Origin of the sequence: Serratia sp. CY33525 (genome assembly GCF_052169115.1) — a bacterium.
Classification (GTDB): Bacteria; Pseudomonadota; Gammaproteobacteria; order Enterobacterales; family Enterobacteriaceae; genus Serratia; species Serratia sarumanii.
Genome location: NZ_JBJNLK010000012.1, coordinates 1 through 17,276, shown reverse-complemented (window position 1 = coordinate 17,276; position 17,276 = coordinate 1). Strand labels below are relative to the sequence as shown.

At 55.0% G+C, this 17,276-nt stretch carries 26 protein-coding genes; 13 read left to right on the top strand and 13 right to left on the bottom strand.

The genetic code is table 11. The features are described from left to right. Positions 1 to 2: 2 nt before the first annotated feature. Positions 3 to 1,379, bottom strand: a complete 1,377-nt coding sequence (xseA, locus tag ACJ8IM_RS22245) for an exodeoxyribonuclease VII large subunit (protein ID WP_031299944.1) — start codon at positions 1,377 to 1,379, stop codon at positions 3 to 5. A gap of 170 nt (positions 1,380 to 1,549) precedes the next feature. Here xseA and guaB point away from each other — a divergent pair, with 170 nt between their 5' ends. The 3 genes from guaB (at position 1,550) to ACJ8IM_RS22230 (ending at position 6,120) form a co-directional block, all read left to right on the top strand. After that, the gene (gene guaB, locus ACJ8IM_RS22240) at positions 1,550 to 3,013 is read left to right on the top strand and encodes an IMP dehydrogenase (RefSeq protein WP_033635581.1); all 1,464 of its coding nucleotides are present in this window, start codon (positions 1,550 to 1,552) and stop codon (positions 3,011 to 3,013) included. 102 nt (positions 3,014 to 3,115) lie between these two features. Then, positions 3,116 to 4,693: a glutamine-hydrolyzing GMP synthase gene (gene guaA / locus ACJ8IM_RS22235; RefSeq protein WP_033654273.1), complete on the top strand. Its 1,578-nt coding sequence runs from the start codon at positions 3,116 to 3,118 to the stop codon at positions 4,691 to 4,693. Positions 4,694 to 4,917: 224 nt separating this feature from the next. Continuing rightward, entirely contained in the window at positions 4,918 to 6,120 is a 1,203-nt protein-coding gene (locus ACJ8IM_RS22230; RefSeq protein WP_308317466.1) for a tyrosine-type recombinase/integrase, read from the top strand. Positions 6,121 to 6,123: 3 nt separating this feature from the next. On the opposite strand, the gene ACJ8IM_RS22225 is transcribed toward ACJ8IM_RS22230, so the two are convergent. From ACJ8IM_RS22225 to ACJ8IM_RS22170, 12 genes are all read right to left on the bottom strand, one after another. Then, positions 6,124 to 6,408: a hypothetical protein gene (locus ACJ8IM_RS22225; protein ID WP_308317467.1), complete on the bottom strand. Its 285-nt coding sequence runs from the start codon at positions 6,406 to 6,408 to the stop codon at positions 6,124 to 6,126. Next, entirely contained in the window at positions 6,405 to 7,058 is a 654-nt protein-coding gene (locus ACJ8IM_RS22220; RefSeq protein WP_308317468.1) for an MT-A70 family methyltransferase, read from the bottom strand. Before ACJ8IM_RS22220 ends, ACJ8IM_RS22225 begins: the two co-directional genes overlap by 4 nt. After that, positions 7,055 to 7,333, bottom strand: coding sequence for a DUF4752 family protein (locus ACJ8IM_RS22215; protein WP_308317469.1), 279 nt, complete (start codon positions 7,331 to 7,333; stop codon positions 7,055 to 7,057). The genes ACJ8IM_RS22220 and ACJ8IM_RS22215 overlap by 4 nt, the downstream gene beginning before the upstream one ends. Before the next feature lie 5 nt (positions 7,334 to 7,338). Then, complete coding sequence (locus tag ACJ8IM_RS22210) at positions 7,339 to 7,605, bottom strand: hypothetical protein (protein WP_308317470.1); 267 nt, start codon at positions 7,603 to 7,605, stop codon at positions 7,339 to 7,341. Then, the gene (locus ACJ8IM_RS22205; RefSeq protein ID WP_265093588.1) at positions 7,598 to 7,726 is read right to left on the bottom strand and encodes a hypothetical protein; all 129 of its coding nucleotides are present in this window, start codon (positions 7,724 to 7,726) and stop codon (positions 7,598 to 7,600) included. The genes ACJ8IM_RS22210 and ACJ8IM_RS22205 overlap by 8 nt, the downstream gene beginning before the upstream one ends. Further along, entirely contained in the window at positions 7,723 to 7,974 is a 252-nt protein-coding gene (locus ACJ8IM_RS22200) for a helix-turn-helix transcriptional regulator (RefSeq protein ID WP_308317471.1), read from the bottom strand. The genes ACJ8IM_RS22205 and ACJ8IM_RS22200 overlap by 4 nt, the downstream gene beginning before the upstream one ends. Positions 7,975 to 8,014: 40 nt before the next feature. Then, the gene (locus ACJ8IM_RS22195) at positions 8,015 to 8,899 is read right to left on the bottom strand and encodes a RecT family recombinase (protein ID WP_308317472.1); all 885 of its coding nucleotides are present in this window, start codon (positions 8,897 to 8,899) and stop codon (positions 8,015 to 8,017) included. Further along, on the bottom strand, positions 8,896 to 9,717 hold the full coding sequence (locus ACJ8IM_RS22190) for a PD-(D/E)XK nuclease-like domain-containing protein (protein ID WP_308317473.1): 822 nt from the start codon (positions 9,715 to 9,717) through the stop codon (positions 8,896 to 8,898). The genes ACJ8IM_RS22195 and ACJ8IM_RS22190 overlap by 4 nt, the downstream gene beginning before the upstream one ends. Then, the gene (locus tag ACJ8IM_RS22185; RefSeq protein WP_308317474.1) at positions 9,717 to 10,022 is read right to left on the bottom strand and encodes a hypothetical protein; all 306 of its coding nucleotides are present in this window, start codon (positions 10,020 to 10,022) and stop codon (positions 9,717 to 9,719) included. Before ACJ8IM_RS22185 ends, ACJ8IM_RS22190 begins: the two co-directional genes overlap by 1 nt. Positions 10,023 to 10,029: 7 nt before the next feature. Next, positions 10,030 to 11,076 (bottom strand): hypothetical protein, encoded by a 1,047-nt coding sequence (locus tag ACJ8IM_RS22180; protein ID WP_308317475.1) that lies wholly within the window; start codon positions 11,074 to 11,076, stop codon positions 10,030 to 10,032. Continuing rightward, a complete protein-coding gene (locus ACJ8IM_RS22175) occupies positions 11,073 to 11,225 on the bottom strand; it encodes a hypothetical protein (RefSeq protein WP_308317476.1) in 153 nt (50 codons plus the stop codon). Before ACJ8IM_RS22175 ends, ACJ8IM_RS22180 begins: the two co-directional genes overlap by 4 nt. A 274-nt stretch (positions 11,226 to 11,499) precedes the next feature. Then, a complete protein-coding gene (locus tag ACJ8IM_RS22170; RefSeq protein WP_033632339.1) occupies positions 11,500 to 12,096 on the bottom strand; it encodes a helix-turn-helix domain-containing protein in 597 nt (198 codons plus the stop codon). 148 nt (positions 12,097 to 12,244) lie between these two features. Between ACJ8IM_RS22170 and ACJ8IM_RS22165 the strand changes: the two genes are divergently transcribed. The 10 genes from ACJ8IM_RS22165 (at position 12,245) to ACJ8IM_RS22120 (ending at position 17,193) form a co-directional block, all read left to right on the top strand. Beyond that, a complete protein-coding gene (locus ACJ8IM_RS22165; RefSeq protein ID WP_160208012.1) occupies positions 12,245 to 12,463 on the top strand; it encodes a hypothetical protein in 219 nt (72 codons plus the stop codon). Between the two features lie 349 nt (positions 12,464 to 12,812). Beyond that, on the top strand, positions 12,813 to 13,712 hold the full coding sequence (locus ACJ8IM_RS22160) for a DNA replication domain protein (RefSeq protein WP_308317477.1): 900 nt from the start codon (positions 12,813 to 12,815) through the stop codon (positions 13,710 to 13,712). Positions 13,713 to 13,743: 31 nt separating this feature from the next. Then, complete coding sequence (locus ACJ8IM_RS22155) at positions 13,744 to 14,187, top strand: replication protein P (RefSeq protein ID WP_308317478.1); 444 nt, start codon at positions 13,744 to 13,746, stop codon at positions 14,185 to 14,187. A gap of 263 nt (positions 14,188 to 14,450) precedes the next feature. Further along, on the top strand, positions 14,451 to 14,750 hold the full coding sequence (locus tag ACJ8IM_RS22150; RefSeq protein ID WP_308317484.1) for a DUF1064 domain-containing protein: 300 nt from the start codon (positions 14,451 to 14,453) through the stop codon (positions 14,748 to 14,750). Between the two features lie 2 nt (positions 14,751 to 14,752). Next, positions 14,753 to 14,878, top strand: a complete 126-nt coding sequence (locus ACJ8IM_RS22145) for a hypothetical protein (RefSeq protein WP_308317479.1) — start codon at positions 14,753 to 14,755, stop codon at positions 14,876 to 14,878. Next, positions 14,853 to 14,987 carry a TraR/DksA C4-type zinc finger protein gene (locus ACJ8IM_RS22140; protein WP_373275245.1) on the top strand — a complete coding sequence of 45 codons (135 nt, stop codon included), beginning with the start codon at positions 14,853 to 14,855 and terminating at the stop codon, positions 14,985 to 14,987. Before ACJ8IM_RS22145 ends, ACJ8IM_RS22140 begins: the two co-directional genes overlap by 26 nt. 10 nt (positions 14,988 to 14,997) lie before the next feature. Beyond that, complete coding sequence (locus tag ACJ8IM_RS22135) at positions 14,998 to 15,447, top strand: hypothetical protein (protein WP_308317480.1); 450 nt, start codon at positions 14,998 to 15,000, stop codon at positions 15,445 to 15,447. Next, the gene (locus ACJ8IM_RS22130; protein ID WP_308317481.1) at positions 15,444 to 15,950 is read left to right on the top strand and encodes a hypothetical protein; all 507 of its coding nucleotides are present in this window, start codon (positions 15,444 to 15,446) and stop codon (positions 15,948 to 15,950) included. Before ACJ8IM_RS22135 ends, ACJ8IM_RS22130 begins: the two co-directional genes overlap by 4 nt. Beyond that, positions 15,947 to 16,303, top strand: coding sequence for a hypothetical protein (locus tag ACJ8IM_RS22125; protein WP_308317482.1), 357 nt, complete (start codon positions 15,947 to 15,949; stop codon positions 16,301 to 16,303). Before ACJ8IM_RS22130 ends, ACJ8IM_RS22125 begins: the two co-directional genes overlap by 4 nt. After that, complete coding sequence (locus ACJ8IM_RS22120) at positions 16,300 to 17,193, top strand: DNA cytosine methyltransferase (protein WP_308317483.1); 894 nt, start codon at positions 16,300 to 16,302, stop codon at positions 17,191 to 17,193. The genes ACJ8IM_RS22125 and ACJ8IM_RS22120 overlap by 4 nt, the downstream gene beginning before the upstream one ends. The last annotated feature ends 83 nt before the right edge of the window (positions 17,194 to 17,276 follow it).

The following is a 17,276-nucleotide window of genomic DNA, read 5'->3' as shown; positions in this document are numbered from 1 at the left end:
GGTTACTCGGCCGCGCGTTTCTTGCGCGGCTTCTTGGCGACGGTGATGGTTTTCACCTCGCTTTCCACCCAGCCGTCCTGCAGGCGGGTTTTCAGCAGTTCGCCGACCTGCGCCTGCTTGGTGGTTTTCAGCAGCTCGCCGCGCGGGGTTTGCGTCACGCTGTAGCCGCGCGCCAGCGTCGCCAGCGGGCTGACGGTTTCCAACTGGCTGCAGGCCACGCCGAAGCGCTGGCGGTAGGCGTTGAGCTGCCGCTCCATCGCTTGCTGCAGGCGGTATTCCTGCTGCTGCACGCGCTGTTGGTAGCGATGAATGCGGCCCTGCGGCTGCACCTGCGCCAGCCGCTGCTGGGCGCGTTCGCTGCGGCGGGCGGCCAGGCGCAGCTGTTGCTGCATGCCGTCTTCCATCCGGCGCTGCAGCTTGAACAGCAGCGTCTGCTGGCGCGCCAGGCGCAGATGCGGATGCTGCTGCTGCAAACGGTGGTGAATGCGGGTGAACTGCTGCTGGCGCTGCGCCAGATAGTAATCCATCGCCATCTCCAGCCGCTGCTGCTGCGACTGCAGCTGGCGCAACAGCTCGAGCTGATTGCGGCTGACCAGTTCGGCGGCGGCGGAAGGGGTCGGCGCGCGCAGATCGGCGACGAAGTCGGCGATGGTGACGTCGGTTTCATGGCCGACGGCGCTGACGATCGGAATGCGGCTGGCGAAGATCGCCCGCGCCACGCGTTCGTCGTTGAAGCTCCACAGATCTTCCAGCGAACCGCCGCCGCGGCCGACGATCAGCACGTCGCATTCGTCGCGGCGGTTGGCGGCCTCGATGGCGCGCACGATCTGCATCGGCGCTTCGGCGCCCTGCACCGAGGTGGGGTAGATGACGATCGGCAACGACGGATCGCGCCGCTGCAATACCTGCAGAATATCGTGCAGCGCCGCGCCGCTGGCGGAGGTGATCACCCCGACGCGTTTGGCTGGGGCGGGCAGCGGCTGCTTGAACTGCTGATCGAACAGCCCTTCGGCGCTCAGGCGCTGTTTCAGTTGCTCGAACTGTTGCTGCAGCAGGCCGTCGCCGGCGGGCTGCATGCTCTCGGCGATCAGCTGGTAGTCGCCGCGCGGTTCATACAGCGTGATGCTGGCGCGCACCAATACCTGCTGGCCGTTTTGCGGCCGGAAGGTGACGCGGCGGTTGCTGTTGCGGAACATCGCGCAGCGCACCTGGGCGCGATCGTCTTTCAGCGTGAAATACCAGTGGCCGGAGGCGGGCTGGGAGAGGTTGGAGATCTCGGCGGAGAGCCAAATCTGCCCCATTTCCATTTCCAGCAGTTGGCGAACCGTCTGATTGAGGCGGCTTACGGTAAAAATGGAAGGCGAAACAGGTAGCGACATGTGACCCAGATCAAATTTCAAAACAATCACTTAATTGGTCGATACTACATGGCTGAAAAAGGTAATCAAGACTTTTTGTAAGAAAGTGCTGGAGGCAACCGATTCCGCTCTGTATAATGCCGCGGCAATATTTTATCTTTTTCACAGCCCACCCTGGTGAGATATTGCCCATGCTACGTATCGCTAAAGAAGCTCTGACGTTTGACGACGTCCTCCTGGTTCCAGCCCACTCCACGGTTCTGCCTAACACCGCAGAGCTCGGCACCCAACTGACCAAAACCATCCGCCTGAACATCCCTATGCTGTCCGCAGCCATGGATACCGTTACCGAATCCGGCCTGGCCATCGCGCTGGCGCAGGAAGGCGGCCTGGGCTTCATCCACAAAAACATGTCCATCGAGCGCCAGGCTGAAGAAGTCAGCCGCGTGAAGAAGCATGAAAGCGGCGTAGTTACCGACCCGCAGACCGTTACCCCATCCACCACGCTGCAGGAAGTGAAAGAGCTGACCGCGCGCAACGGCTTTGCCGGTTACCCGGTCGTCACCGAAGACAACGAGCTGGTCGGCATCATCACCGGCCGCGACGTGCGCTTCGTGACCGATCTGACCCAGCCGGTCACCGCGGTCATGACGCCAAAAGATCGTCTGGTCACCGTGAAAGAAGGTGAAGCGCGCGACGTGGTGCTGCAGAAGATGCACGAAAAGCGCGTAGAAAAAGCGCTGGTGGTGGACGACAGCTTCCACCTGCTGGGCATGATCACCGTTAAAGACTTCCAGAAAGCGGAACGCAAACCGAACGCCTGTAAAGACGAGCACGGCCGTCTGCGCGTGGGCGCGGCGGTCGGCGCAGGCGCCGGCAACGAAGAGCGCGTTGACGCGCTGGTGGCGGCAGGCGTTGACGTTCTGCTGATCGACTCCTCGCACGGCCACTCCGAAGGCGTGTTGCAGCGCATCCGCGAAACCCGCGCCAAATACCCGGATCTGCAGATCGTCGGCGGCAACGTCGCGACCGCAGCGGGCGCCAAAGCGCTGGCTGAAGCCGGCGTGAGCGCGGTGAAAGTCGGTATCGGCCCTGGCTCCATCTGTACCACCCGCATCGTGACCGGCGTGGGCGTACCGCAGATCACCGCCATCGCCGATGCGGTGGAAGCGCTGGAAGGCACCGGCATCCCGGTTATCGCCGACGGCGGCATCCGCTTCTCCGGCGACATCGCCAAAGCGATCGCCGCGGGCGCATCCTGTGTGATGGTCGGCTCCATGCTGGCGGGCACCGAAGAATCCCCGGGCGAAATCGAGCTGTATCAGGGCCGTTCGTTCAAATCTTACCGCGGCATGGGCTCGCTGGGCGCGATGTCCAAAGGCTCTTCCGACCGTTACTTCCAGACCGATAACGCCGCCGACAAACTGGTGCCGGAAGGTATCGAAGGCCGCGTGGCCTATAAAGGCATGCTGAAAGCCATCGTGCACCAGCAGATGGGCGGCCTGCGCTCCTGCATGGGCCTGACCGGCTGCGCCACCATCGACGATCTGCGCACCAAGGCGGAGTTCGTGCGCATCAGCGGCGCCGGCATTCAGGAAAGCCACGTGCACGACGTGACCATCACCAAAGAGTCGCCGAACTACCGCATGGGCTAATGCCTTAACCTCTCCTGAGTGAGAGGCCGGGGTGGGGCGTTAAGCCCCATCCCGAAACACACATTTTCGCTCTTTTTCTCTTGTTGCTGGAATTCGCCTCACATGACACAAAATATCCATAAGCATCGCATCCTGATACTGGACTTCGGTTCGCAATACACCCAACTGGTCGCCCGCCGCGTGCGCGAAATCGGCGTTTACTGCGAACTGTGGGCCTGGGACGTTAGCGAAGAGCAGATCCGCGAATTCAACCCAAGCGGCATCATCCTGTCCGGCGGCCCGGAAAGCACCACCGAAGCCGGCAGCCCGCGCGCCCCGGACTACGTGTTCAACGCCGGCGTGCCGGTGCTGGGCGTGTGCTACGGCATGCAGACCATGGCGATGCAGCTGGGTGGCCATGTGCAGGGTTCCACCGAACGCGAGTTCGGCTATGCGCAGGTGGAAATCGTCAACGAGAGCGCGCTGCTGCGCGACATCGAAGACGCCATCAGCCCGGCCGGCAAACCGCTGCTGGACGTGTGGATGAGCCACGGCGACAAAGTGACCGCGATCCCGTCCGACTTCGTGACCGTCGCCAGCACCGACACCTGCCCGTTCGCCATTATGGCCAACGAAGAAAAACGCTTCTACGGCGTGCAGTTCCACCCGGAAGTGACCCACACCCGCCAGGGCCAGCGCATGCTGGAGCGCTTCGTACTGGACATCTGCCAGTGTGAAGCCCTGTGGACCCCGGCCACCATCATCGAAGATGCGGTCGAGCGCATCCGCGAGCAGGTGGGTGAAGATCACGTGATCCTCGGCCTGTCCGGCGGCGTCGACTCCTCCGTGACCGCGATGCTGCTGCACCGCGCCATCGGCAAACGCCTGACCTGCGTGTTCGTCGATAACGGCCTGCTGCGCCTGAACGAAGCCAAGCAGGTGATGGAAATGTTCGGCGACCACTTCGGCCTGAACATCGTGCACGTCGAAGCGGAAAACCGCTTCCTGACCGCACTGGCGGGCGTGGACGAGCCGGAAGCCAAGCGCAAGATCATCGGCCGCGTGTTCGTTGAAGTGTTCGACGAAGAAGCCTGCAAGCAAGAGCAGGTGAAATGGCTGGCACAGGGCACCATCTACCCGGACGTGATCGAATCCGCCGCTTCCGCCACCGGCAAAGCGCACGTGATCAAATCGCACCACAACGTGGGCGGCCTGCCGAAAGAGATGAAGCTGGGCCTGGTCGAGCCGCTGAAAGAGCTGTTCAAAGACGAAGTGCGCAAGATCGGCCTGGAGCTGGGCCTGCCGTACGACATGCTGTTCCGTCACCCATTCCCGGGCCCGGGTCTGGGCGTGCGCGTGCTGGGCGAAGTGAAGAAAGAGTACTGCGATCTGCTGCGCCGCGCCGACGCCATCTTCATCGAAGAACTGCACAAGGCCGACCTGTACAACAAAGTCAGCCAGGCGTTCACCGTGTTCCTGCCGGTGCGTTCGGTCGGCGTGATGGGCGACGGCCGCAAATACGACTGGGTGGTCTCCCTGCGTGCGGTAGAAACCATCGACTTCATGACCGCGCACTGGGCGCACCTGCCGTATGACTTCCTCGGCCGCGTCTCCAACCGCATCATCAACGAAGTGGACGGCATCTCCCGCGTGGTGTACGACATTAGCGGCAAGCCGCCGGCGACGATCGAGTGGGAATGATGAACAGCTAATTACTGACTATCAGTGATTATTTAAAAACCCCCGCTGCGGCTTAGCTGTTCGGGGGTTTTCTCTTTCTGACTATCAATTACTATTTTTGAAAGCATTTAATTTTTGACGGTACCTTTGACGGTATATCCATTTTCGCTGTACTCTCGGCCTAATCCGTTCACCACCTTTTTGGTCATTTTTGACGGTATCAAGCACAGCAGAGAGAAGCGGTCATGCTCACAGATACGAAACTGAAAAACCTGAAGCCAAGAGAGAAGCTCTATAAAGTCACCGATCGTGATGGCCTCTACGTTGCCGTGCAACCAAGCGGCTCCGTCTCCTTCCGATATGACTATCGAATTAATGGCCGGCGCGAGACGCTGACGATCGGCCGATATGGTGCTGACGGTATCACATTGGCTGAAGCGCGCGACGAACTCAATACCGCCAAAAAGATGGTGGATGCAGGCCAGTCGCCGGCTGCAGCCAAGCGCGACGGTATCATGCAAATTAAGGGGGCGGAAAATTTCTCAGACTATACCGTCGCCTATATGAAACACGTCCGCCTTGCAGATAGCACTCGGGCGATGAAACAGGCAGTGATCGACAGAGACATCCTGCCAACGCTGGGGAAAAAACTTCTGCATGAAATCACTACGCCAATGCTCCGCACACTGTGCGACAAGATAGTCGACCGCGGCGCCAGGGCGACGGCGATCCAGGTGCGGGAAATTGTCAGTGCCGTTTTCACCCATGCTATTGACCGCGGCCACGCAGTTCCAAACCCGGCGGCAAATATCAAAGCTTCCAGCATTGCCACATTTGAAGAACGCGATCGCGCGCTGGAGCCTTATGAGATCGGGTTGTTCTTCAATGCCCTAAACTCTACCGGCGCCGCATCTTCATTAAAGCTGGCTTTGAAACTGATACTGATCACGATGGTGCGCAAGGGAGAGCTGACTGACGCCACCTGGAAGGAGGTCGATTTTTCTTCATCGCGCTGGACGATACCAGCGGAACGGATGAAGGCAGGGCGGCCGCATGTTGTTTATCTGTCCCAGCAGGCGATCGACATCATGATTGCACTGCAAGTGGCAGCGTGTGGTTCAGATTACATTCTGCCGGCCAGGTATAACCCACGAAAATCTATGTCAAACTCGGCGCTTAATAGGGTGATCAATACGACAAACGAAAAAATCAGGGAATCAGGAAAAGAAATAGCGCACTTCACAGTTCACGATCTGCGTAGAACTGCCAGCACGCTGTTGCATGAAGAGGGGTTTAATACGGATTGGATTGAGAAGTGTTTGGCCCATGAGCAGCGCGGCGTGCGCGCGGTATACAACAAAGCAGAGTATGCCGAACAGCGCCGGGGTATGCTGCAGCAATGGGCCAATATGGTGGATGGGTGGATTGATGCGGAGCGGGTAAAATAGAAATCAATTTTGTCGTGCGCTGACTGATGCCAGGCACTGATCGAACATGGCTATTTTGGGGCTTTGCGAGAACCGGCGTTTGCCGCCGGAATACGCGTAAGTGCATGGTTGATTGCCGTGGAGCTTACGCTCGATAAGCTGGTGGTCAACCAACGTCGCCAGCGCGCGGCTAAGGGCATGTGACGAGATTGGCTTGTGTGCCATCTCGTACAGTTCCTTTATCTTTGCATAGCCGATGTTCTCGTTGTTTTTCACGATCTGCATAACATCATCACGGTTGTGTTTCATGATGCGATCCTCACTGCTGCTGGTATGGTAAAACCGCCGGGGAGGAGTTCGACGTCATTCCGTGGGCATTCGTTACCCCAATGGTGCCATCCTGGCGCGTCACCTCTGCTGAAAAGTTCAATTCGTGACACGTCACCGTACAGACGTTCAATCCGGTGGCGAGCCTCCCAGGGCTTCGCGCTGTGCTGGCTTATCGGCGCATAGATCACCTGCTTCACAGATGCATCCTGTCGTTCAAGTCCGGAGCCGCGGACGGCAACGAGCATTGATTCTTGGTTGCCGCGGCTGTAATTCCCAGGGTTCATCCTTGTCACGCCGTTTAGCAGATCGAGAAAGTCGTAAAAGTCGACCAAACCATCTTCGATAGCGGCGTTGACGGTACGCTCTGCAAGTTCGTTGAACTTCACCCAGGTAAACAGGAACATCTGCCGCACGTCGAATCCCCATGCCGCAGCCAGCTCCTTCGCCTGCTCTGCATGCGTGCCGGTGTACCACATTGCCAATACGCTATTTTCTGCTGCTATTGACCACACAGGAAGCCGCTTCAAGTCCTGCAGCGTCATCGTGCTGTAGTGGTTGCCGGCGGCGCCGTTGCTGATCTTGTTGCCGTACTGCCAAGGCGGATCTGCGTAGATGAGTTGATAGTTCATGATCTATCCTCTTCGCGTGGCTCCCGCGATATCCTGATGCACAGACCGTTCACTGTTTTCGCGGTTATGCGGTCGCCTTGCTTCATTTTCTGCAATTCAAAGGCATCGCACAGTGCGTTGATAGCTAATTGTTTTGGGCTGTTACGGTTTAAAAACCGATCGAACCTGTTGGCCAGAATCTGTATCAGCCACTTCCACGCGTGAGACAAAATGAACAGGTAGCTGATAGCCATCAGGCCGATAATCATCCAATCAGTAAAACTTGTGTCTTTCATGGCTATCACTCCCCTTTGATTGATAGGCCGATAGAGCGGATGGATTCAGCGCACTCATCGATTGCTGAGTTGCGGAACTTAATCACGACTTTTGTCGATGCATCCCCGGCTAATCTCAAGTCGTCTTTCTCCGGCAGCCCAACGACAATCGCCGCGCGGCTTGCCTGCCATGCCTTCCACATCAAGCGAACGACAGTCTCATTTGACGCGCTGATGTGTAGCACCATTTCTTTGTTAAACCACTTTTCAAACTCTTCACGTAGCCTATCCACTTATCGCCTCCGCCATCTTAACGACCAGCACAGTCAGGCCGATCGACAGAAACCAAAACACAAACAGGCCAGCAAGCATATAGGCCCACACATTACGCATCATGTGACGTTTGATATTCATGCTGCGCGCTCCTGTACTGGCCGTTGCTTGCGCTGGCGGACATCGGGGGAATAATCCGGCGTGCGGCCGGTATTCTTGGCCTGTTGCTCATCGAGCCAGGCTTCTACTTCATCCAAGTTCCAGGCCACGGTTCGGTTGGTCAGTGCAAAGCGCTGCGGGAACTCTCCTGCTTTTTCCAGTTTGGTGATCTGCGACTCCGACATGGGAACCATCGCCAGGAGTCGGGTTTTTCGAATTGCTGCTTTCATTGCTTCTCCTTTGGCGGGGCCGTAGCCCCGCGGCTGTTGGTTACATAGGGACTTCGTTCAACTCATCGCGACGGATGTTGTAAACGTCGGTGGCTGCCTGCAACTGTTCTTCATGTGGCGCCAGAACGTGGGCGCCGTATTTATAGGCTTTGTCCAGTTCTTCCACGCTTGCGGCTTTGTTTGCCGCTTCGGTAAATGCAGCCAGCAGGTCATCAGGCGACCGCTCATCTTGGTTCACCGTCTTGATCTCTTTTTCTGGCTTCTTGCCGTTTATCAGGCTATTTACGCCGGCGGCACTGGTGGCGGGTGGGGTGACGTCGCGTTCAACGCGTGGTTGCGGCGCGTCGAATTCATCCGGCGTGTACACACCGAGAATCACTTCAGGGCAGTACAGGCGCGCCCAGTATTTTACTGCCAGGTAGGCGATCTGCTGTTTTGGTGCAGTTTTCCAAAGGGGGGAATTTCGCGTGGTGATCGGAGCCAGATAGACTGGCTCACCCCAAGTTATTTCTGTTTCACCGCGGATCACTGCGCCTACACGAATAAATAAACCGGCTTCATGCTGTTTATCAGGGTGCAGCATGTACGCATCCCAGTCGCCGCCATATTCGTACTTGAATCGACCTTGTACGGCGCGAGAACTGGTTACCACTGCGTTAACCAACTGAGCCTCGTAGCCCAAGGTGCCATTTACCAGATGGGTTTTTTGGGCTACTGCAAACGGGTTCATTCCCCACTGGGCCGCCTGCATGGCCACAGCCATGCAATCCGCTGGTTTTCCTGCAAGGTGTTTTGGCAGCGTCTGTACACTCTGAGCCATTACTTCAGCGAACTGTTGTAACTGGCGTAGTCCGGATGGGCTAAAAATTGCCGTGGCCGTGTCTGTTACGTCGTGGTTTCCCACTGTGATGATGTCATTGCTCATGCGTTTTGGTCCTGTTTGCGCGCCCATGCTGGACGTTGAATTTTTTCTACGCCGCCCCATTCATCAGTGATGCGGCATTGGTGATAGGAATTCAGATCCCGGCGGTAGAGTCGGTGACCCTCGTCTACGTCTGCTGCGTCGAGTTCAAAAACGCGTACCGGGTAGCGGCCGCAGTCGATCGTCTCGCTGACAGCCAAGAAGAAAAATCCAGGAGTTTCGCCGGTGACCTGCTGGAATCCATCGCGGTACATGGCATCCTGGACGTGATACCGGAATTCTTCGATGTGGCGCGCAAAACGGTCCATATCTGCGACCTTCTTCACGTCCACAATCACCGGGTGATCACTCAAGTGCCTGTCTGGCCGGCACCGGCATAACTCGCCAGTTTCCGGGTCAGTCCAGTAGAACGATGATTCGCAATGGCCTTCTGCTTCGAGCATCCAGCGCGCCGCGGGGTGAGCCATAACGCTGTCGCGCATTAACTGGAGCTTCCTGCCTTGCTCTGCGTCCATGACAGTTTTGCCGGTATGCTCGCAGTCTTTCAGGAATGCTGCCTCGGATTCCTTGCCTACCGTGGTTCTCCGGTTAAATTCCGGCGCGATGATGAACCGTTTGCTGAATTCGTCCGGCTCAAGCAACTTGCAATGTAGCGCCGTTCCCATGTCCAGCGCCTTCAGCTTTTCAGTGTCGACCGGTGCCGACTTGATCCACTGCAGCAGAGCCGGGTTCTTGGCAACCATATCCAATTGCGACTTACTCACGCCGTCGCCGGCGTGGTAATCCTCATTTGAAATGTCGTGGTAGATACCTTGTTTCATCACGCCACCTCGTCGAACTGGTGGCGCCGGCGGTAGATCTCCATTGCGCGCTGACGCTTTACCAGCTCCGTTATGCAATCAAAAATTGCAGCGCCTGCAAGTTCCTGGTATTCGGTTGAGTCGGCGCCAAGGGCTAAAACCTCCGGGTCAAAGTCCGGCGGAAGGTACTTACTGATGAAAGCGGTGAAGCCGTGGATCGGCACCTTCTTATCCAACGCCTCAACCTCTGCATAAACTGCTTCGTTGTCCTGCTCCGTGAAGCTGGCAACGATTTTTTCAATATCGATAGCCTGTTGTGCGTTCATAATGGCCTCAGTAGTTAATGGTCATGTGCTGCACCTGCATACGTGCAACTGCTTCAACGCATTTTTTCGCGCAATCTTCCTGCACTCCCGCCGCTACCAAATCGGCAACAACAGAGCGATTAACAGCGCGACGATGCTCAACATCTGCCGATTTAGCCGCAATTTCGTCCGCTGCTTTTTTCTCTGCAGCAATCCGATCCTGCTCTGCCTTATGTGCCCGGAGCCGTTCAGCCTCAACGGCTTCTTGCTTCTCGCGTTCAGCACGTTGTTCTGCTGCAATGCGCTCTTGCTCTGCGCGTTCGGCGGCTGCATTTGCATCGGCTTCTCGTCTGGCCGCGGCTTCGAGTTCTGCCCGGCTCTTTTCTTCTGCTTCTCTGCGCGCGCGTTCTTCTGCTTCGCGTTTGATTTGTGCTTCTCGTTCCCGCTGTGCAGCCTCGGCTTGCTCAATGCGCAGGCGCTCAAGCTCTTTCGCTTCCGCCTCGCGTTGTTGTGCTGCTTTCAGAGCTACTTCTAACTTGGTGATAGCTGCATCTTTTGCTACGCCTGCCTCTGCCGTAACCTCCTGCCATGAGTCATCTATCGCTGTTGCTTTAACCGATTCCAGCCTTGCCGCTATCTCTTCCGCTGATGGGATGCTGCCAAACTCATCGACAACGTTGGAAATTTCACGAAGAGCTGACAGTCGTTGCTGCAGGTCGGCAACGCGTTGCTTTTCTGCGTTTTCAAACTCGGTAAGAGGAAGGCGTACTGCGTCACGAAGTTGATCGCATGCATCAACAAATCTTTTAATTTCCTGCTCTGCAGGTTTTACCGCCTCTTTCAGGCGGCGGAGGTAATCACGCCCTGGCTTCTCGACCGCTGTCTTGCTTCTGGAAACCTGCGCCGCCAGTGATGCGACCCTGTCGCGCCCTTTCTTGGTTGACAGGTCTGGTACTTCATTGGCCACCGCCTCCTTGATCTGTTCGAAAAACTGATCCAGGCCGTTAGGTTTATAAATTGCTGGTGCCATCTCTTCGGTTATGCTGATGGCCGGCAGTTGTTTTTCTTCGCTCATCTGTGTGCAACCTCTAATTGATTGGCCGCGTCCAGCGCGACACGTGTTGTAAATGCCCAAGCGAGGGCTTCGCCGAAATCTGCAAACCGCCAACTGACACAGCCGCAGACGGTCACGCAGAAAATCCCGTTGATGGTTTGAGAAATCATTTTCATCTCTTTAGGTTACCCATTTGGTAACTATTAAGGTCAAAGGAATGCACGCAATCCGTGCTGTTTCACCGCATCATCGCGGTGCCTCAATTCCTGCCTGATTGTTAAAGAGCATCATTACCAGATTGGTAACTTCTTGAGGTAATAATCGACCGTAAAAGGGTTGTTGTCAATAGTCAGTAATAGAAATAATTACCAAAAAGGTAATTATTGGTGGCGTGAGAAACCGCCGCATGGCGGTAACTTGTTGTCATGGAAAGGGATTGCCTTGTTAGATTCGCGCCTGCTGCATCACGAACTCAATGAATGATTCGATCTTGGCTTTATCTTCGGCCGGCAACTGCGCGTATTGTGATCGATCATAGTTAATCAGAGTAGGGTCTTTCGGCTTCAGCAGCAGCTCATAGCCGCGGCGCCCGAACGCACCGGCGATCGCTTCCAGGCTGTTGATCGTGATATTTCCTTCACGGCTCAGCACCCGATTAACTGTAGATTGGCCAACGCCGGCGGCGGCACCAACTTTAGCCTGGCTGGAAAGCTCGCGGTTGTTGCTCATCCACAATTCCAGGTTGCTCGCCACAATGGCGCCGACTTCGGTTTCTTCTTGCACAGCTTCGGCGCCGGCAGCCATTGCCATCATGTGATCGCGGTCCAACCAAAACTTAGGTTTATTCGCTGCAACCTCAAGCTTGCGCGCTACTGAGTCACCGATTGTCTTGTGGTTCTTGTCTGTCGCCGGCTTCAGCCAACGGCTTATCACGTTGGCATTAATCTCCAGCCGTTCCGCCAGGCGTACTTGTCGGCCATCGAAATCACGGTTGATGATGTCGCGGAGATTCTCGCGGCGGATGTCGTTAATGCTTTTCATAGTGGTTTCACAGTCCCTTGAATAGGTTGTTGCCTGTATTTAAAACAAAATTACCTAAATGGTAAACGAACCGGAAAGGTAACAAACTTGCGAATTGGCACCATTTAGGTAATTATCTGCACGATCAAACATTGAAAAGAGGCAGGATATGGAGCCGTTTAACTTCAAACAATTCTGGCTGGGGATGAGCAAAGATGAGCGTGATGCGTTTGCAGAAGAAGCCGGCACCACCGCGCTCTACATCATGACGCATACGCAGAGGAAGACGCGAATGCCGAAGAAAAAGTTCATTGATCAGCTGTTTAAGGCGTGCAAGAAAAGAAATCCGGATTTGACAAAGCAGGAGCTGGTGCTGTTCTTCTACTGATTGACAACACCATATCAAGGGTCGCTAACGCGGCCCTTTTTTATTGCCCCACGGTTATGGGTAATAAAAATCTATTTATGGTTGATCTATTTTTGCTTTGCATGCATTCTTACATCACTGACGACAGTAAAAGGGGCCTATGAATGAAAATTGTTACCCGGGCCGAGGCCATAAATCTCGGTCAACTCCGGTTCTATACCGGCAAGCCTTGCCGTAATGGTCACTACTCTGAGCGCTTTACGAGTAACGGCGTTTGTGTGGAATGCTCCGCGCAACACTCATCCGCTTACCGCAAGCACATCAAGAAACTGATCCACGACGCTAGGGCAAAAGTAGCGGAGGTGAGCTGATGGCCGGCGACTGGATAAAAATGCGTTCTGACCTCCACACACATCCGAAAATTGTCCGCATGGCGTCCGCATTGAAAGCGGACAGACTTCGGATTGTTGGCGGACTACATTCCGCATGGTGTCTTTTTGATGTCCATTCTGTTGACGGATTCCTTGACGGTTACAGTCCTGAAACGCTCGACGACATGATCGGATTTCCTGGATTTTCTCGCGCAATGATGGCTGTTGGCTGGCTGGAAGTTGACGGCGAAAACCTCGTAATGCCCAGATTTGACGAGCATAACGGGCAGTCTGCCAAGCGTCGCGCGCAGGATGCAGCGAGGAAAAGAAGCGTCCGCAAAATGTCCGCATCGCAAGCGGACAAAATGACGACCAGAGAAGAGAAGAGAAGAGAAGATCTAAAAGATAAAGATCCCCCTCTTACTCCCCCAAAGGAAAAACAAGCTTATCCCTATCCGGAAGGATTGAACGTATCCGCCTGGGAGGAGTGGAAGCAGTATCGACGTGATTTGAAGATCAAGGCGTATGCACCGACGCCAAGGAGCGAAGGGGCAGCAATCACGAACCTGTTGAAGCTGTCAGGTGGAGATCTGCAGGTGCAGGCAGAAATCATCAAGCAAAGCATGGCCAATAGTTGGCATGGGTTATTTGAACTTAAGACCGGAGGCAACCATGAGACAGGCGGGCGATATGGTGCGGGACCTGATTACAAAGGCAACGCAGTCGAAGCAGTTCACGCAGCAACAGCCAGGATGCGAGAGCAATACGGACTCACAAGCACTGGACAGAACAATCAGGATTTGGGATCGCATGGTGGAGCTGTATTCAGACAAGTGGACCAGGCGGAACGGGCTGACCCCGCCATCACTCTGGATCAACGCGATTGGAAAGCTGTCTGACGCTCAGATCAAGGCCGGCATAGGTGAGTGTATGAGGCAGTGCCTGGTTGAAGGCAATAAGTTTGCTCCGGACTTATCCGACTTCTTGGCATACGTCAGCAGCACCACAAAGCATGGCCTTGGAATCGACGTTGACGAGGTGATGCAGGAGTTTAACGCCTACTGCAAGAATCGAAGCCGCTACAGCTGCGCGGAAACATATCCGTGGAAGCATCCGGTTTTCTACTGGATATGCTGTGACCTTCGCTCTGAGATGATCCAGAAAAACCTTACCAGCGGAGAACTGGAAAAGCTGGCAAAGAAAAAACTGAATGCTTGGGGCGCCAAAGTGCAGGCTGGAGAATCGATCCCCGATCCGGTTCCCTTGCTCTCTGAAAAAGCATCCTCGCGGAAACGCGGTGCACCTGGTGCTGGCCATTCCGCAGCAATGGAAATGCTGGCGAGATTGCGAAATGGAAAACCGAATACGAATTGAAATGCTGAAATTTCCGCGGCTACGGTGGGTAGATTGCGTTAAGTGCCTTGATGGCATGTAACGAGATGGGTTAAGCCATAAAATCGATTGTAGGCCCGTACGGAGAGTTTTATTGCATGTGCGATTTGTGAGAGCAATCGCTATTTTTTAGTTGCAAATAATTACCTAATTGGTAATGATTACCTAAAAGGTGATTTAAGGAGTGAGCAGTGAAGCGAGTTGCAAACCGTTCCTTTGCCCTTGGCCGCCTTAAGACAGGGCAGATGAATAAAACCGAAGAGGCGTATTTCGCTGAACTCAATACGCAGAAGTCATCTGGCTTGATCGCCTGGTTCAAGTTCGAAGGGGTAAAGCTCCGCCTGGCAGATAACACGTTTTACACGCCTGACTTCGCAGTGATGCGCGCAGACGGAACGATTGAACTGCATGAGGTGAAAGGATTTTGGACTGACGACGCCAGGGTAAAAATCAAAGTCGCCGCTGATATGTACCCATTCAGGTTTATCGCGCTCAAGGCCAAAAGCAAAAAGGCCGGCGGTGGCTGGCAGCAAGAGGAGTTTTAACGATGGACAACATCGACGATGCAAACGAGCGCGCAGCCACATATCTGCAGGCGCAGATCGATGCGGTAACCAAAAAGTCATCACTGCCGGCGGCGCACGAATGTGACGAGTGCGGCGCACGAATGTGACGAGTGCGGCGAAGAAATACCAGAGGCACGGCGCAGAACCGTGCCAGGCGTTCGGCTCTGCATCGACTGTAAAGAGCTGGAAGAACTGAACCAACGTACACACAGGTAAGGATTTGATAATGAAAAATATCGTTGAAAATCAAGGTATAAAAACTGATAAGCCGTTGCCAATGAGTTATGAGGCACTGAAGGCTGAGCGCGATGCGCTGGAACGCCAGCTTTTAATGTCTGAAGCCAAATGCAAAGGATACTTTTCTGATGCCGCGGCAGCGTTAATCAAGAGCGATGCGCTGGCTGTGGAGAATGCCTGCCTCGTTAGAGCGATTACCGACCACAAAAACTCAACGCACTTCTGTGAAAGGTGTGGTGAAGATGACCCGTGCGCCACTGACGACGTGTGCAGCGTTCTGCGAGGAATACCAGACACTGACTCCGCCATTGCATCTATCGAAGCGCGCGTTTGGGCTGAAGCAAAAGACCTCGCAAAGTCGGCAATTTCCAGCGATTCGGCTGACCACATCGATTTCCTGTTCGACGGCAAGATTCAGCAGCTGCGGGAGCCCAAATGAGCTTCTATAAAATCAGTACCCCGGAAGCGATCGCCGCTTGGGATGCAATGCAGCAGGCTGATGCCGCGCTTCGCCAACAGGGTTCAGAGTTCGCTAAATTGTTCGGTGCTCGCCCAGTTTTTAAAAATGACGTTACCAGCACGTCTTTCCACGGCATTCGTTTTCACGGCACTACGTATGTTTCCGAGTCTCTGTGGACTCAACCAACCAACAACAACGGTTACTGCAGTTGGCCAAAATCTAAAGCCCCTCGCGGGATGTCGGCTGAGCACAAAGAACTTACGGCGCTTTGGAATAGTAACCGCCCCAAAAATTCAGTAGATGTCTCAGCTTTCTACCCTGCTATAGGACTTGATTGGGGGATCCTGTTCATGACTGGTTTTTCCATGTTCCGCCATTCCAATACGATTTACATCGAAACCGGCGCAAAACCGAAGGCCGATGCTGGCGCGGTAGAAATACTCGGCAGCGAGTACAACGCGGCAAAGCAGGAGGCCAAATGAAAGAGCGCCCAGTGATGCCAGCAAATGAACTGAAGCAACTTTCAGATTGGTTGCTAAGCGGAGAATATCTGCCGGAGTTTATGCGCGACTTCCATGCCCAAAAAGATGTGTTCAAGGCAATGCACCACGTCATCGTAAACGCCGATCAAAACGGCAACGCGCGCGATGGCCATATCTACGTTGTTGATACCTTCCTTTGGTACATGGCTCGCTGCGGTTACACCCTGCAGAGAAGCCGTAAACAGGTCGAATTTCGCAGTATGGAAGATGATATCGGCAAGATGAAAAGTGCTGTTCATGAAGCTTTTACGAAAATGGTTACCGGTGACAGCGCTAGGGAGGTGCAGCAATGAACGTAACCGTCAATTCATACTTCTGCGGTGCCGGCCTGATGGATATCGGCCTGATGGATGCCGGCATCAGGGTTAACCAGGCGTTTGAGCTGGACGCCGACGCCTGCAAAACCTACCGGCACAACCTCGGCGACCACGTTAAGCAGTGCGATATCAGCCAGGAATTGGTTTTCGAGCAAGATACCTGCGACGGAATGGTTTTCACGTACCCATGCACGAAATACTCGACGATCGGCGATATACACGGTGTGCGCACCGGCGATGATTTGTTCCTGCATGCTCTCCGTCACTTCGCGCTGGCAAAGCCCGAATTTTACGTGATCGAGAACGTGCCAGGGATGCGTGCATTTCCTGTCGTGATGGAGGCGATGACGCGCATGCCGGACTATTTCATCCAGGTGTTCTGCCCGATCAAGTCGGAGACGTGGTTACCACAGAAGCGAAGCCGCCTGATCATCATCGGTACCCGCCGCACATTCGCCGTGCGGCCGCCGGAGAATTCAGCGCGCATCCCGCTGTCAGCGATTCTTGAAGATGACCCGCAAGTCACGTTGCCATCGGCTATCGCCAAGCGCATGAACGGCGCCTACCGCGACCTACCAATTATCAGTGACCCTGCAGCGGGTGATCTGGCGCCGACATGTGTCGCCCACTACGCGAAAGACAAGAGCACTCGGCTCGTCGTCGATAAACGCTTCCCGCTTGGCGTGCGCCCATATTCGAAACGTGAGTATGCGCGCCTGCAGGGCGTTCCTGATTGGTTCAACTTCCCTGTTTCTGATACCGCCGCTTACAAGCAGATCGGTAACGGGGTAAGCGTTCAGGTGGGCATGTGGGTTGGAGCGGAGATGATTCGCTATATGGGGCAAGTGAGAGGTATTGCAGCATGATGGACAATAAGCTGAGCGAACTGAGCAAGCCTGTATTTGAAATCGAAGTTTCCGGCGGTCATTGGCTGAACTGTACATCAGGG

Excerpts from the sequence above, each read along its gene's own strand:
- ACJ8IM_RS22200 (WP_308317471.1), bottom strand. The coding sequence starts at position 7,974 with ATGAAAGCAGCAATTCGAAAAACCCGACTCCTGGCGATGGTTCCCATG.
- ACJ8IM_RS22150 (WP_308317484.1), top strand. The coding sequence starts at position 14,451 with ATGAATAAAACCGAAGAGGCGTATTTCGCTGAACTCAATACGCAGAAG.
- ACJ8IM_RS22170 (WP_033632339.1), bottom strand. The coding sequence starts at position 12,096 with ATGAAAAGCATTAACGACATCCGCCGCGAGAATCTCCGCGACATCATC.
- ACJ8IM_RS22130 (WP_308317481.1), top strand. The coding sequence starts at position 15,444 with ATGAGCTTCTATAAAATCAGTACCCCGGAAGCGATCGCCGCTTGGGAT.
- xseA (WP_031299944.1), bottom strand. The coding sequence starts at position 1,379 with ATGTCGCTACCTGTTTCGCCTTCCATTTTTACCGTAAGCCGCCTCAAT.
- guaA (WP_033654273.1), top strand. The coding sequence starts at position 3,116 with ATGACACAAAATATCCATAAGCATCGCATCCTGATACTGGACTTCGGT.
- ACJ8IM_RS22190 (WP_308317473.1), bottom strand. The coding sequence starts at position 9,717 with ATGAAACAAGGTATCTACCACGACATTTCAAATGAGGATTACCACGCC.
- ACJ8IM_RS22195 (WP_308317472.1), bottom strand. The coding sequence starts at position 8,899 with ATGAGCAATGACATCATCACAGTGGGAAACCACGACGTAACAGACACG.
- ACJ8IM_RS22165 (WP_160208012.1), top strand. The coding sequence starts at position 12,245 with ATGGAGCCGTTTAACTTCAAACAATTCTGGCTGGGGATGAGCAAAGAT.
- ACJ8IM_RS22230 (WP_308317466.1), top strand. The coding sequence starts at position 4,918 with ATGCTCACAGATACGAAACTGAAAAACCTGAAGCCAAGAGAGAAGCTC.
- ACJ8IM_RS22180 (WP_308317475.1), bottom strand. The coding sequence starts at position 11,076 with ATGAGCGAAGAAAAACAACTGCCGGCCATCAGCATAACCGAAGAGATG.
- ACJ8IM_RS22160 (WP_308317477.1), top strand. The coding sequence starts at position 12,813 with ATGGCCGGCGACTGGATAAAAATGCGTTCTGACCTCCACACACATCCG.
- ACJ8IM_RS22220 (WP_308317468.1), bottom strand. The coding sequence starts at position 7,058 with ATGAACTATCAACTCATCTACGCAGATCCGCCTTGGCAGTACGGCAAC.
- ACJ8IM_RS22185 (WP_308317474.1), bottom strand. The coding sequence starts at position 10,022 with ATGAACGCACAACAGGCTATCGATATTGAAAAAATCGTTGCCAGCTTC.
- ACJ8IM_RS22145 (WP_308317479.1), top strand. The coding sequence starts at position 14,753 with ATGGACAACATCGACGATGCAAACGAGCGCGCAGCCACATATCTGCAG.
- ACJ8IM_RS22175 (WP_308317476.1), bottom strand. The coding sequence starts at position 11,225 with ATGATTTCTCAAACCATCAACGGGATTTTCTGCGTGACCGTCTGCGGC.
- ACJ8IM_RS22215 (WP_308317469.1), bottom strand. The coding sequence starts at position 7,333 with ATGAAAGACACAAGTTTTACTGATTGGATGATTATCGGCCTGATGGCT.
- ACJ8IM_RS22125 (WP_308317482.1), top strand. The coding sequence starts at position 15,947 with ATGAAAGAGCGCCCAGTGATGCCAGCAAATGAACTGAAGCAACTTTCA.
- ACJ8IM_RS22120 (WP_308317483.1), top strand. The coding sequence starts at position 16,300 with ATGAACGTAACCGTCAATTCATACTTCTGCGGTGCCGGCCTGATGGAT.
- ACJ8IM_RS22135 (WP_308317480.1), top strand. The coding sequence starts at position 14,998 with ATGAAAAATATCGTTGAAAATCAAGGTATAAAAACTGATAAGCCGTTG.
- ACJ8IM_RS22205 (WP_265093588.1), bottom strand. The coding sequence starts at position 7,726 with ATGAATATCAAACGTCACATGATGCGTAATGTGTGGGCCTATATGCTT.
- ACJ8IM_RS22155 (WP_308317478.1), top strand. The coding sequence starts at position 13,744 with ATGAGGCAGTGCCTGGTTGAAGGCAATAAGTTTGCTCCGGACTTATCC.
- ACJ8IM_RS22225 (WP_308317467.1), bottom strand. The coding sequence starts at position 6,408 with ATGAAACACAACCGTGATGATGTTATGCAGATCGTGAAAAACAACGAG.
- guaB (WP_033635581.1), top strand. The coding sequence starts at position 1,550 with ATGCTACGTATCGCTAAAGAAGCTCTGACGTTTGACGACGTCCTCCTG.